This window comes from Candidatus Brevundimonas colombiensis (genome assembly GCA_029202665.1).
GTDB classification, from domain to species: Bacteria; Pseudomonadota; Alphaproteobacteria; order Caulobacterales; family Caulobacteraceae; genus Brevundimonas; species Brevundimonas colombiensis.
On sequence record CP119326.1, the window covers coordinates 1605880 to 1619434 of the forward strand.

Consider the following 13555-nt stretch of genomic DNA (forward strand, 5'->3'; position numbering starts at 1 on the left):
TTTAAAGCATCCTTACCTGCTCAGGCCGCCTCGACCCCGAGGCGGCCTTTTTCTTGGCCAGGATGAACCGGGACCAGGGCATAGGCTCCAGAAAAAAGCCGCCGGAGCGAACTCCGGCGGCGTTACCAAGGCGTCCTGTGCGTGCGGTCAGCGCAGATAGGCCTGCGCCGGAGGCTCGTAGCGGGCCGGCTCCGCCGCCGAGCAGTCAAAACTATCGGCCTGGGCGGCGTCGCCATGGCCATTGTATCTCGCCACCTTCGGATAGGCGCAGATCGGCCGCGTCGCGATCACCTTGCGCTCCGGCGAGCGGGGCTGGTCGAAGCGTGTCGCCATGACCTGCTCAGGAGCCACGCCGGTCGTCACCCACTGATCCAGGGCCGCCAGCAAATCGGTGTCAGGGCCGCCTTCGGTGACCGCTTCGGCGCTCTGGCCGAAATTATCAGGACCAAGGCCGTCCTGGCAGTGGCTCACCCCTGGGGCCATGAACAGTCGCGCGAACTCGGTCTGGTCTGCACCGGCGGCCGTCAGACGGTCATAATATAGGACGGAATCGATCGGCCGGACCACGAAGTCGGACCAGCCGTGATAGAGGATCAGCTTTCCACCCCGCGCCACAAAGCGGCTGAGGTCGGCGTCCATGGCGTTGACGATCGGCGCCAGTTCGTTGTCGACGCGCGTCATGTCCGCGTCGAAGCTGAAGGTGGAGGGATCCCAGTCGGGCCCGAACACCCATCGCGCCAGTTCCGCCGGCAGTCGACCGTTTGGAAGACCGCCTGCGAGAAACGCCAGAATTCCTTCGGAGCCAAGGGTCAGGCCTGGATAGATCAGCTCACCCGTGCGCGGGTTTCGTATCCCATCCAGAGTCCATTGAAGCGTCTTGATTTCGCCTGCCGTCAGGCACTCCGCCGAAACCTGGTCCGGGCGACAGGCAAGGTCCTGCGGGCGGAAGCCGCATTTGGTCGGATCGGTCAGGAAGCTGTCGCCAGGCGCCCCGCCGTCCTTGCCGACGCAGGCCCGCAGTGCTGCGGCGGAGAACAGCCCCAGCTTGGCGGGAGAGACGATGTCGCCGCCCGACTGTCGCGTCGCCAGCGCCAGATGGGTGAAGGCGGCGTGCAGATGGGTGCGGTTGTGCCCAGGCGCCCCGGCCAGGATGGCGTCGTAATCCTCCGGGTATCTCTGGGCTTCCATCAGCCCCTGGTGTCCGCCGGTCGAACAGCCTGCGAACAGGCTGTAGTCGGGCCTGCGGCCATAGTAGCGACTGACCATCGCCTTTGAGACCAGGGTCATCTCGTGTGTGGCGCGATAGGCCCAGTCACGAACCACCTCAGGGCGTTCGTTGCCCGCCTCATAACCGACGCCGGCCGCAGCGGCCGGATAGGAGCCCATGTCGGTGTTGGCGACGGCGTAGCCCCGTCTTAGGCCGCCCGCCAGCCCAGCGTAACGGATATCCCCCGCGAAGCCGCCGTTTCCCGTGCCCAAGAATTTGCCGTTCCAACGCTGCGCGTCCGGCAGCCAGATCTCCATGACGATGTTCGACTGCGGGGAGGGCGTGGCGCGCGCGACGATGCGGCAGAAGGCGCCGGTTTCGAAGGCTTGTCCCCCGGGCGCGATGAATCGGTTTTCGACGGCTTCGGAGGTCAGGACGGCGGCGTCGCCGACAACCTTGCCTTTCAGGTCCAGACAGGCGGTGTCCATGGCCATGGCTTTTCCAGAAAAGCCTATCAGGGCCATGGCCGTGGTGGCGAGCAGAAGCAGTCTCATGGCTTTACCCCCTTGAAATCCGGGTTTGGGCAGAGGCTGAAGACGCCTCTTCAGGTGAATGATTTAGCGGACGATGTGCAAGGCCCGCTCTTTCGCGACGGCGGCGGCTCCGAAGATCGGGAATCTTGGGCTTTCGTAAAAAAAGGCGCCGCAGTGATTGCGGCGCCCGAGTTCGCCTCAGGGGGCGTCAAGGGGCCGACGGCCGCTCGGCGGCGGCCTGGGTGATGTCCAGGCGTGCGCGCCAGGGGTCCTGACCACCGCGAACGCCGGTGTTGGTGAAGTTCATGACGGGGCGGCCGCCGTCTTCATAGACGGGCCATTGGGGCAGGCCTGTCCCGTTTGGATTTCCCGTGCGGGCGAAGTTGACCACATAGCCGACGATCAACGCGGAGGCCGCCTGGTCGGCCGGCGTCACCTTGTCAGGATAGCGAGCCTTGATCGTGCCCATGAAGAACGGAATTTCGGTCGCGTGCGGCGTGCCCGGCCATTCGGCGCGCATCGTCTCAGCGACGTAGCCGTAACGATAGTGCCAGGCCGGTTGCCCGAGGCGTGTCTGCTGCTGCGCGGCGAAACGCGCGGGCTCGACCATGAACATGTCCGAATACACGGCCTGACGGAATGCCGTGTCGTCGGTGATGCCGTCGTAGGCGGCGCGGGCGGCGGCAGGGTCCGGGAACTGTGCATAGAGCTGTTCACGGCTTGTCGGCGGACCGAACCCGATGTCCCGGCTGGTGGCGCCGACCATCAAGGGCACATGCGCCTGGCGCAGGTCACGGAAGGCCTGGCTCGCGCCGACGATGACCCGGCCGTCGCGCATCGGTCCGCTCGCCGGCGCAACGGGGCGCTCAGCCATGCCGGTTCCGGCCACGACCTTGTCCGCCGGGAGGGCGCGCAGCGCAGCCAGGGCGGCGGCGTCCTCGCCGGTCACGCCGGCCCAATTCGCAAAGCCGACGCCGTCATCTTCCGCGTCCGGGCCGTTGTCCGCATGCAGAGGCTTCATTGTCGCGTCCATGCGGGCGGGCGCCGACATGGCGATCGCGCGCTGGAACAGGCCCTCGGCCAATGGCGTCGTCATCAGGTTCAGGACCGATCCGCCACCGGCGGATTCCCCCATGATGGTGACGTTTGCGGGGTCGCCGCCGAAGGCCGCGATATTGGCGTTGACCCACTTCAGCGCTGAGACCTGATCCATATAGCCATAGTTGCCAAGCAGGCCGGCGTCAGCGTTCTCGGCGGTCAGGGCCGGGTGGGCGAAGAAGCCGAAGCGGCCGAGGCGGTAGTTGAAACTGACGACGACGACGCCCTCGCGCGCCAACGGCGAGCCGTCATAAACAGCGGGGGACGCCCCGCCATTCACCCAGCCGCCTCCATAAATCCAGACGATGACGGGAAGTTTGGCGTTCGCAGCCGCCGCAGCGGGCCGCCACACATTGAGGTAGAGGCAGTCCTCAGTCGGCGGCGTCCCCAAAGGTGCGGCGTCCCCGGCGAAGGGAATCTGCATGCAGTCATGGCTGTAGGCGGTTGCAGGCCGAACGTTCGACCAAGGTGCGGGCGCCTGCGGCGCACGCCAGCGCAGAGCGCCGACAGGGGGCTGTGCGAAAGGAATGCCCTTCCAGGACGCCACGCCATCGGCGACCGCGCCGGCCACCTGCCCGTCCGTTGTGGCCACGACGGGGCCCTGCCGATCACCGGCAGATGCGCCGCCGCCGATCAGCAGCGCGGCTGCACAGACCGCCAAGCCTAATCGCTGATACGCACCACGCGGCACGTCGCCAAAACGGGACCCCTGTTTCGTTTGCATTCCCGATCTCTCCCTCAGCCCGGCTCTATGGCGCGTGACAACGTTACCTTACACGCTATCCAGTTCCTCATCGAGGTCAAGTCTTCGCGGCTGGTGTTGGCGAAAAACCTGATCATGGCCTATTATCTCGCTCGTGACCGAGACCTCTTCTTCGCAGCGCCGACCGACCATCAAGGATGTGGCGCAGCACGCGGGTGTGTCTTTCAAGACCGTCTCTCGCGTGGTCAACAACGAGCCCGGCGTACGCGCCGAATTGCGCGAACGGGTCAACGCTTCGGTCGAGGCCTTGGGCTTTAAGCCGAATCTCGCCGCCAGAAGCCTCAGCGGCGGCCGTTCCTTCCTGATCGGACTGATCAGTCAGCAGACGGAAGAGGACTTCCGCGACAACTACAGCTATCTGCTGGCCATAGAGGCGGGGCTGCTCGACCGGTGTCGGGAGCTTGGCTACAGCCTGGCGATAGAGGTGGTCCGCGCCGAGGCGGATCCAAAGGATGAACTGCGCGCGGCTCTTGGCGGCATGGCGCGAGATGCGCTGATCCTGTTGCCGCCCGTGTCCGACGACGCCGAAGTGTTGGCGGCCCTGGAAAAAACAGGCGCGCCTCTTGTTCGTTTTTCGCCGACCTGGGGTTTGGATCGCACCGCCCATGTGCGGATGGATGATGACGCCGCCGCCTTTGCTCTGACCACTGCGCTTATCGAGGCCGGTCATCGCCGGATCGGCCTGGTGGCGGGCCACCCCCGTCACGGCTCGGCTTCGGAACGGCGTCGCGGGCATGTCCGCGCACTCTTGGCGGCAGGTCTCGACATCGACGAGGCGCTGATCGCGCAGGGCTATTTCACCGAAGAGTCCGGCTTCGAAGCGGCTCGGCTTCTGCTGGATGTCGCCGACCCGCCCACCGCAATCTTTGCGTCCAACGACAATATGGCGGTGGGGGTCCGTCGCGCCGCCCGGGAACGCGGCCTGACCGTGCCCGTCGATCTGTCTGTCGTCGGCTTCGATGGTCTGTCGACTGTTCTCGACGGCTGGCCGACACTGACGACCGTGCGACAACCCCTATACGAAATGGCGCGGGCCGCCATTGATGCGGCGCATGCCATCATTCTGGGCGACGCCCCGCCTGCATCGGTTCTGGACTATGTTCAGCTTGCCGGAGCTACCATTTCGCCGCCGAATCCCGGCGCGGTCAGAAGCGCCAAGCGCTCTGACGAAATCGTGGGCTGAGGCATTGCGGTTTCGTTTGGACGCGATATGGTAACGTTGTCTTAAATTCAAAGCTGGGGAGCCAGCCCCCACATGTCCAGGAACCGACCGATGTTGAAGACCCTTTTCGCGTCCACTGCTTTGGTCGGCGTCCTGGCGGCGGCCACCCCCTCGGTTTCCGCCGATCCTGACGCACGCGCGGCCGAACTGGTCGGCAGGATGACAGTGCAAGAGCGTGTGTCGCTGCTGCACGGGACAATGCCGTTACCGTTCTTTGGTGATGCCCCGATACCGACGGGCGCGATCTTCGGGGCGGGCTATATCACTGGCGTCGAGCGGCTGGGCGTGCCCGCGCTGAAGGAAACCGACGCCAGCCTGGGCGTGTCCTGGGTGGCGGGTTTGAGAGGGGATGGGGCGACTGCGCTGCCCTCGGGCGTCGCGTTGGCGGCGACCTGGGACCCCGCCTTGGCCTACGAAGGCGGCGTCATGATCGGCAGTGAAGCCCGAGCCAAGGGTTTCAATGTCCTGCTGGCGGGCGGCGTCAATCTGACACGCGATCCGCGCAATGGCCGGAATTTCGAGTACCTGGGCGAGGATCCTCTGCTGGCGGGAATTCTGGCGGGTGAATCCATCCGTGGCGTTCAAAGCAACCACATCATCTCCACGATCAAGCATTTCGCCTTCAACGGAAACGAGAACGGCCGTAATTTCCACAGCACCAACATTGGTGAGGCGGCCGGTCGGGAAAGCGACCTTTTGGCCTTCCAGATCGCCATCGAGCGCGGACAGCCGGGTTCGGTGATGTGCGCCTACAATCGGGTCAATGATGTCTATGCCTGCGAAAACCCGACCCTGCTGAACGACGTGCTGAAGCGCGACTGGGGCTACAAGGGCTGGGTGATGTCGGACTGGGGGGCCGTCCACTCGACCGCCGCATTGCTGCATGGCCTCGACCAGCAGTCGGGCGAACAGTTGGATCGCGCGCCCTTCTTCGGAAGCCTGCTGCTGAATTCGCTGTCGGCCGGTGAAGCCGGTTATGCGGCGCGGGTCGATGACGCGGCGCGACGGATCGTCCGAACCATGGCCGCGACCGGCCTGCTCGACAATCCCGTCACGCCGGGCGGCGCCATCGATTTCGACCAGAACGCCCAGGTCGCCCGCCGTGTGGCCGAGCGGGGCATTGTTCTGCTTCGCAACGAGGGGCGCGCGCTTCCATTGGCCCGGACGGCGCGCAATATCCTGGTGATCGGCGACCAAGCGGACGTGGGCGTCCTGTCAGGCGGCGGATCTTCTCAAGTCGCCGGTCCCGGCGGTCCGGCCGCGACGGTCCGCATCGGCGGTGAGAACGCCCTGGGGCCCTTCAGCAACGCCCTCTATCATGCGTCTTCGCCCCTGGCGGCGATCAAGGCGGAAGCGCCCAACGCCACGGTGCGGTTCGCGACGGGCCGTTATCCGGCCGAAGCCGTGCATTTGGCCAAGGAGGCCGATGTGGTCATCGCCTTCGTCGGTCAGTGGACCACGGAGGCGGTGGATGTTCCCGACCTGTCGCTGCCGAACGGTCAGGACGCCCTGATCGAGGCCGTGGCGGCCGCCAACCCCAACACCATCGTGGTCCTGCAGACGGGCGGCCCGGTCGCCATGCCGTGGCTGAACCACGTGCCGGCCGTGCTGGAGGCGTGGTATTCGGGTGCAAAGGGCGGCGAGGCCATCGCCGACATTCTGTTTGGTGATGTGAATCCATCCGGCCACCTGCCGGTCACCTTCCCCGCCGCCACGGAGCAGTTGCCCCGTCCCGTCCTGCCCGGCATCGATCTGAAGCCTGTGGGCATGGTCGCAATGGGTCAAACGCAGGCGAGCTTCCCGATCGATTACAACATCGAAGGCTCGGATATCGGCTATCGTTGGTTCAAGGCCCGGAACCAGCGGCCGCTGTTCCCCTTCGGCTTCGGCCTGTCCTACACCGACTTCGCCTACAGCGACCTGAAGGTCGAGGGCGGCCAGACCGTGACCGTTCGCTTCAAGATCACCAACACCGGCTCACGCGCGGGGACGGACGTGCCGCAGGTCTATCTGTCGGATTCGCCTGTTCGGTCGCAACAGCGCCTGATCGGCTTCGAGGCGGTGACGCTTGAGCCGGGTCAGAGCCGCAGCGTCTCCGTCACCGCGGATCGTCGACTGCTCGCCGATTGGGACGAAGGGCGACATGGCTGGGCCTTGGCCGGCGGCGTCTATCGCGTCTTTGTCGGCGAGGATGCCGCGACCCCCGTCCTGGAAGGTTCGGCGCGGGTGCGGGCGGCGCGTCTTCGGCCGTGAATCATTGACGTCGCAATCAATCTGTCGTCCTCAGGGCGTGCCCGACCCCACACCAACCTGGAGCAACGCCGAGTTGAGGCGCCCGACGATCAAGGATGTTGCGGCACATGCGGGGGTCTCCGTCATGGTGGCTTCGCGTGCGCTGAACAACCAGCCATATGTCAGCGCTGAGGCGGCCAAGCGTGTGAAGGAGGCGGTGGTCGCCCTGGGCTTCCAGCAAAACGCATTCGCCCGGGGGCTCTCCAGCGACCGCTCCTTCATCGTCGTCATGGTGATCGTCCCCGAGACGCCGGATGCTTCGGGCGAATTCCAGCGTCACGCGCTGCTGCGTTGCCGCGAACTGGGCTATCATCTGATCGTTGAGCGTGCGCCGGGCGGAGCCGCGCCGACGCCGCTGATCGAAGGCGTCCTGGATCGCGTGCGACCAGAGGCCGTAATCCTCTGGAACCGAACGGCCGATGATCCGGAAGTCCTGGCCATGCTGGAGCGCCGACAGGTCCCCTACGCCCGCATCGACGCAGACCCGGCCAATCCGGCCGGTCTGATCGCCGTGGATCACCAGGGGCTTATGGTCGAGGTGGCGAAGACGGCAGGGCATGACGCACTGGTCTTTGCTCAATCCGACAGCCAGGGCTGGCTGGGCCGGTTGCGAGGGCAGGCGCTTGGGGCCGCCATGGCTTCAGTCGGCCTGTCGTTCACGCTTGAGGCGGTTGGCGACGGCGGTTTCGACACCGGGCGGGCCTATGGGGAAGCGGTCCGTCGGACGGACTATGGGCAAACCGTGTTCCTTTGCGAATCCGCCACCTTCGCCCATGGGTTCCTGTCGGCGTGGGAGGGGGAAGAAGAGGCGCCCCCGCCATTGATCTGTCTGGAAGACACAAGCAGCCTTCGCCTGCTGGCCCCCGGCGTGACCCGTGGCGTGGCCCCCCTGGCCGCCATGGCGCGGGCAGCGCTCGACATGCTTCTGACCCGATCGCCTGCACCCCCGCCGATGACGGTGAATCTGCGCAAAGGCGTCTGATCGCTGTCGCGTATCGCTTCGGGGGAGATCACCGCCAGTTTCGCCTTAACCGAGCCAGACTCAGGTTCGGATGCCGCTGCTCTCATGTCCACGGCCGTTCGGGACGGTGAAGACGATGTTCTTAACGGCGCCAAACGTTACATTACGAATGCCCCGATGACTGGTTTGATCACCGTAATGGCGCGAACGGCTGCGGATCGTCTGCCCGGCAATGCTCACGTGACGCCGTTCCTTGTTCCGGCTGGGACCCCGGCGTGCGCATCGGTGCAAAGGATCGGAAGATGTGGCAGGGGGGGCGCTTTGTCGGCCGATGTCTTCCCGGACGATGTGCGCGTGCCGGCGACCGCTGTGTTGGGCGGTAAGGAAGGTTTTGGCTTCAGAACTGCAATGAAGGTTCTGGACCGTGGTCGCATTCATGTCGCTGCAGTCTGCGTCGGTCAGCCCTGGGACGTTCCGGTCATCTCGGGCGGTTTGAATGATCTCTGCCTGGGTTTCCGCGATCCGGTTGAGAACCGCGTTGGTCTTCGTCTCACCGATCACGAACTTGCCTGGCTTTTCTCCGCGACGGGCTGACTGCCCTCGATAGCTGAAAGCAAACAATTATTTTGACCGTTATAGCAGTCATTAAGGCCTTCTATGCCTGTCCTGCCGGTCAATTTATTGATTGTTGGGTTCGGAAATGTTAGATGACCGATATTGCGGTCATAAAATAGCTTTGTGACCGCTAGAACAGGCGACTTTAGCATGGGAACTCATATTCGCACCTATTCGCGCACAACCCAGGAGGCACTCATTCTGATGGGAGGGCAAATCCGTCTTGCCCGTAAACAGCGCAAGATGTCCGAGGCCGATCTGGCGGGGCGCATCGGGATCGCGCGCAGCACCCTGCAACTGATCGAAAAGGGTCATGAGAAGGTGGAGATCGGTCTGGTGTTCGAGGCCGCCACGCTCGTGGGCGTGCCGCTGTTCGTATCCGAGCCGTCTCGGCTCACCTCCCAGATCGAGCGGATAGAGGATAAGTTGGCTTTGTTGCCCCAGGCCGTTCGCCAGCGCCGTTCGGAGGTGAAGGATGACTTCTGAACCGAAGCCCGCCGGACAAGGCCGCCCGGCGGATGAAGCCTATGTGTGGATATGGTTGCCCGGCGCGGTCAAGCCGGTCGTGGCCGGCCGGATCGCGCCGGAAGGCAGCCTGTACGTCTTCAACTATGGCCGTTCCTACCTGAAGCGGGCCGATGCGGTCCCGATTTATCTGCCCGAGCTTCCCCTTGGGCGGGGTGCGATGACGCCCACGCCGCCGCTCGACATGGCCAGTTGCCTGCGCGACGGGGCGCCCGATGCCTGGGGACGGCGCGTAATCATCAATCGTTTGACCGGGCTTGGCGGCGCGGCGGCGCAGAACGTCGAGTTCGACGAACTGACCTTCATGCTCAACTCCGGTTCCGACCGGATCGGCGCACTCGATTTTCAGGCGTCGGCGGAGTGCTATGTCGCGCGCGAGCAGGAGAATGCAACGCTTGAGGAGCTACTTGAGGCCGCCGAGCGGGTCGAACGGGGTGAGCCCGTTCCACCCGCACTCGACAAGGCGCTGTTCCACGGCAGTTCGATCGGCGGCGCACGGCCCAAGGCATTGATCCAGGATGGCGACACCAAGTTCATCGCCAAGTTCTCGGCGACCAACGACACCTATGCGGTCGTGAAGGCCGAATATGTCGCCATGCGTCTGGCCCTGTTGGCGGGATTGCAGGTCGCGCCGGTGCGACTGGCCAGAGCGAACGGAAAGGATGTCTTGCTCGTGCAGCGCTTCGATCGCGAATATCGGGATGGCGCCTGGCGACGCCGCGGTATGGTCTCCGCCCTGACGATGCTCGGCCTCAGCGAGATGCAGGCGCGTTATGCCAGCTATATCGACCTGGCCCAGATCGTGCGCGCGCGCTTCACAGATGCGCAACCGACGCTGCGCGAACTATTCGCGCGCATGGTGTTCAATGTGCTGACCGGCAACAGCGACGATCATGCCCGCAACCATGCCGCCTTCTGGGATGGCGCGAATCTGACGCTCACCCCCGCCTACGACATCTGCCCGCAGGCCCGAACCGGACGCGAGACGAACCAGGCGATGGCGGTTCATGGTGAGGATCGCCGTAGCCTGCTGCAGAATTGCCGACTCTCGGCTTCGTCTTTCCTGCTGAGTGATGCGGACGCACGCGATGTGATTGCGAGCCAGATCGCGAGCATTCGGGCCGGGTGGGTCGAGGTTTGTGACGAAGCGGAGTTGAGCGAGGTCGATCGGACGTTCCTGTGGCGACGGCAGTTTCTCAACGACTATGCGTTCGAAGGCTATGTCGACGGCGCTCCAGACGATTTGTGACGGGAGACGGCAAAAACGGACAAGGTCAGGAAGACCCAGCTGAACCGATTGGCGCACGCATCGCAGGGCTTGGGGTCAGCGGGAGATTCTTTCGAGGGTGGCCAAGATAGGCAGTTGTTCATCGACTTCGGACGGGAGCGCGCAGCCGAAGGCGCCGGCCCGATGACGCTGGGCGTCGACATTGGCGCGATCAAGATGGTCCTCTCACATGCCGCCGCAGTGCACGGCCTGAGACCTGCACGGTCTCGACAAGAACAGCGATTGCAGCGCGTCCGTCACGCTCTTGGTCCGCTGCTTGACGGCTGAGAGGAAGGCCAGACGACCGGGCGCGATTTGTGGAGGGTGCCATGCGCGTAACAGGCCGCAGCCATCCTATGGCGCTCATTGCAGCGTTGCCGGCCCCGATTGAGGTTGCCCGATCACCGGAAACCCCTCGTCGAAAAACGCTCGATCAGAGAAGGTAATGGATCGGATATCGCGTTTGGGTGGGGCGCCGAAGAGACGACGATATTCGCGATTGAACTGGGTCGCGCTCTCGTAACCGACGCGATGGGCGGCAAGGCTCGCGTCCATCTTGTCATTGATCATGAGCCGGCGCGCCTCGTGCAAGCGCAACTGCTTCTGATACTGAAGCGGGCTCATGGTGGTGAGCGCGCGGAAATGATGGTGAAATGTCGACTCGCCCATGCTCGCGATTCCCGCCAGGTCTTGAACGCGCAAAGGCTCGGCGAAATGATCGCGAATCCACCGGATCGCCTTTGATATGCCGTTGGTTCGCGTTCCGACCTGAACCGCCTGACGTAGGCGGCCGCCTACAGGGCTCGTCAGCAGCCGAAACAAGATTTCCCGTTGGGTGGATTCAGCCAGAAAAGGCGCATCCTGCGGCGTCTCGATCAGATCGAGCAGATTCATTGTCGCCGCAGCGAGCGGCATGGTCACTGGGCCGAGCACCAGCCCGGCATCGTCGGCTGAGGTTTCCCCCCTCTGCGCATCCATCTCCGTCATCAGAGAGCGGGCGAGTTCCAGATCGATCTTCTGCATGACGCACATGTAGGGATGTTCGTCCGATGCCTGTAAAACCTGCATCACCGTGGGCAGGTTGACCGCCGTCAGCAGAAAATGGGACTGATCATAGGCGTAAGTCTCGTCGCCCAGGACAACGCGTTTCATCCCCCGGACCGTGAACGTGAATGACGGCTCGAAGAAATATGACTTGGGTCCGAACGGGGATGTTTGCCGATGTAGGGATAGCCCGGATATGCAGGTGTCGCTTGACGGCCTCTGTCCCAGATGACGGGTTATGACCTGGGCCATCCGTTCACGAATGGCCTCTAGCAAAGCCTCGTTGGCATCCCTGTCCCGTGTTCGGTTCGACATTTTCTCGCTCAAGTCTCTATGAGCCCAACGCCCATATCGTTGGAACCTCCTCGTGGTCGCACAGAGAAATAGTAAGCCCGCCGGTCGATTGTAGAGGATGACAACAATTGCCTGATCCGGTTGCGAGCGGACCGAGAACCTGCGAACGCCCCTGGGCCGTGAGATCGTCCCGACCCAGGAGCGGCAAGCTCAGGCGACTGCGTATGTCTTGATGTTGGAGAAGGCGTCCATACCGCTCAACCCGAGTTCCCGACCGACGCCGGATGACTTGGTTCCACCGAACGGAATCTCGATCGGCGCGCCCAGATATTGGTTGATGCCGACCATGCCGGTGTCGAGCGCCTGCGCAACACGGCGAGCCTCATCGAGATCCTGTCCATAGACTGTGCCGCCGAGACCGTACTTGGTGTCGTTGGCGAGCGCGATGGCCGCGTCCGCGTCCGGCGCCCGGAATATGAGGCCCAGGGGGCCGAAGGCTTCCTCGTGATAGAGACGCATGTCGGGCGTGATCCCGGTCAGCACGGCAGGCTTGAAAAAGGCGCCTGCGCCTTCCGCCCGCCCGCCCGGCAGCAGCACTGTCGCGCCCTTGTCGAGCGCATCCTGATACTGTGTCTGAAGAGCATCGGCGGCCTCGATGCTTGACAACGGCCCAAGCGTCGTCGCGGGATCGAACGGATCGCCGACTTTCTGGCTGGCGAAGACCTCAGTATATTGCCGGATGAATTCGTCGGCGACCTTCTCGGTGACGATCACGCGTTTCGGCGAAACGCAGATTTGGCCTCCCAAGGCAAGGCGGCAGACTGCTCCCATCTGCGACGCCGCGGCGATATCGGCGGAATCAAGGACGATGAAGGCGTCCGATCCGCCGAGTTCAAGCACCACCGGCTTGATATTGCGACCGGCCTGTTCGCCGATCAACGCACCGGCGCGATCGGATCCGGTGAGCGTGACGGCCCGTACGCGCGGATCGGCGATAAATCTTGATATCTGCTCGCGAGAGGCGAGCGCCGTCTGGTAGACGGACGGCGGGAAGCCGGCTTCGGCAAACAGTTCGTCCAGGATCAGCGTGGTTCCCGCGACGATCTCGGCCGGTTTCAGGATCACGGTGTTGCCCACCATCAGGTTTGGCGCGATGGCGCGAACCGCCTGATAGACCGGACCATTCCAGGGCTCGATGGCGACAACGACACCGATCGGCTCCCGAAGTGTATAGACCCGGGAAAATCCAGCCAGGGCGACGTCCGTGCCCGCCAGCAACTTCTCGGCGTGTTCGGCGTAGTATCGCAGGATCACCGGGCCGAGTTGAGCTTCCATCTTGGACTGCGCCAGCGGTTTACCCATGTCGATCGTCACCTGGCGGGCGATCCGGTCGAGATTGGCGTCCAGAAGGTCGGCAAGGGTGAGGAAGAGTTCGACACGACGCGCCACCGGCTGTGAGCGCCAGGATGAAAACGCCTCGTCGGCGCGCGAAAGCAGCGCATCCGCCTCGGCGTCCGCGAGCGTTGGAAAGACCTTTACCAGTTCACCGGTGGCCGGGTTGAACGTGCGGTAGGCGTCGGTCGATGTCCCGGACGTCGATGGGGTCGCCCGTTTTGATTGATGGTCGTCCATATCTGATGTCTTCCCTGGTATTGCCTTGGTTGGCGTGGCGTAACGGGTTGATTTGGCGGGGCGGCGGTCTGAGCCGCCCTCTATGTTGAAGCGCGCTGTACG

Annotated in this window: 11 protein-coding genes; 7 read left to right on the top strand and 4 right to left on the bottom strand. The window is 64.0% G+C overall.

Going from position 1 to position 13555, the window contains the following annotated elements; all coding sequences use genetic code 11:
- Positions 1-147 precede the first annotated feature (147 nt).
- Both P0Y50_07605 and P0Y50_07610 read right to left on the bottom strand, forming a co-directional pair.
- Complete coding sequence (locus tag P0Y50_07605; protein ID WEK41461.1) at positions 148-1761, bottom strand: tannase/feruloyl esterase family alpha/beta hydrolase; 1614 nt, start codon at positions 1759-1761, stop codon at positions 148-150.
- A gap of 187 nt (positions 1762-1948) precedes the next feature.
- Complete coding sequence (locus P0Y50_07610) at positions 1949-3430, bottom strand: carboxylesterase family protein (protein ID WEK41462.1); 1482 nt, start codon at positions 3428-3430, stop codon at positions 1949-1951.
- Between the two features lie 265 nt (positions 3431-3695).
- On the opposite strand from P0Y50_07610, the gene P0Y50_07615 reads away from it, so the two are divergent.
- From P0Y50_07615 to P0Y50_07645, 7 genes are all read left to right on the top strand, one after another.
- Positions 3696-4784, top strand: coding sequence for a LacI family DNA-binding transcriptional regulator (locus P0Y50_07615; GenBank protein ID WEK41463.1), 1089 nt, complete (start codon positions 3696-3698; stop codon positions 4782-4784).
- A 90-nt stretch (positions 4785-4874) separates the two neighbouring features.
- Positions 4875-7076 carry a glycoside hydrolase family 3 C-terminal domain-containing protein gene (locus tag P0Y50_07620; protein ID WEK41464.1) on the top strand — a complete coding sequence of 734 codons (2202 nt, stop codon included), beginning with the start codon at positions 4875-4877 and terminating at the stop codon, positions 7074-7076.
- Entirely contained in the window at positions 7015-8097 is a 1083-nt protein-coding gene (locus P0Y50_07625) for a LacI family DNA-binding transcriptional regulator (GenBank protein WEK41465.1), read from the top strand. The genes P0Y50_07620 and P0Y50_07625 overlap by 62 nt, the downstream gene beginning before the upstream one ends.
- A 27-nt stretch (positions 8098-8124) precedes the next feature.
- Entirely contained in the window at positions 8125-8670 is a 546-nt protein-coding gene (locus P0Y50_07630) for an acyl-CoA dehydrogenase family protein (protein ID WEK41545.1), read from the top strand.
- 171 nt (positions 8671-8841) lie between these two features.
- On the top strand, positions 8842-9177 hold the full coding sequence (locus P0Y50_07635; GenBank protein WEK41466.1) for a helix-turn-helix transcriptional regulator: 336 nt from the start codon (positions 8842-8844) through the stop codon (positions 9175-9177).
- Positions 9167-10465, top strand: coding sequence for a HipA domain-containing protein (locus tag P0Y50_07640; protein WEK41467.1), 1299 nt, complete (start codon positions 9167-9169; stop codon positions 10463-10465). Before P0Y50_07635 ends, P0Y50_07640 begins: the two co-directional genes overlap by 11 nt.
- A 114-nt stretch (positions 10466-10579) precedes the next feature.
- Positions 10580-10771, top strand: coding sequence for a hypothetical protein (locus P0Y50_07645; GenBank protein WEK41468.1), 192 nt, complete (start codon positions 10580-10582; stop codon positions 10769-10771).
- 75 nt (positions 10772-10846) lie between these two features.
- On the opposite strand, the gene P0Y50_07650 is transcribed toward P0Y50_07645, so the two are convergent.
- On the bottom strand, positions 10847-11779 hold the full coding sequence (locus P0Y50_07650) for an AraC family transcriptional regulator (GenBank protein WEK41546.1): 933 nt from the start codon (positions 11777-11779) through the stop codon (positions 10847-10849).
- A gap of 252 nt (positions 11780-12031) precedes the next feature.
- A complete protein-coding gene (locus P0Y50_07655; protein ID WEK41469.1) occupies positions 12032-13453 on the bottom strand; it encodes an aldehyde dehydrogenase family protein in 1422 nt (473 codons plus the stop codon).
- Between the last annotated feature and the right edge of the window lie 102 nt (positions 13454-13555).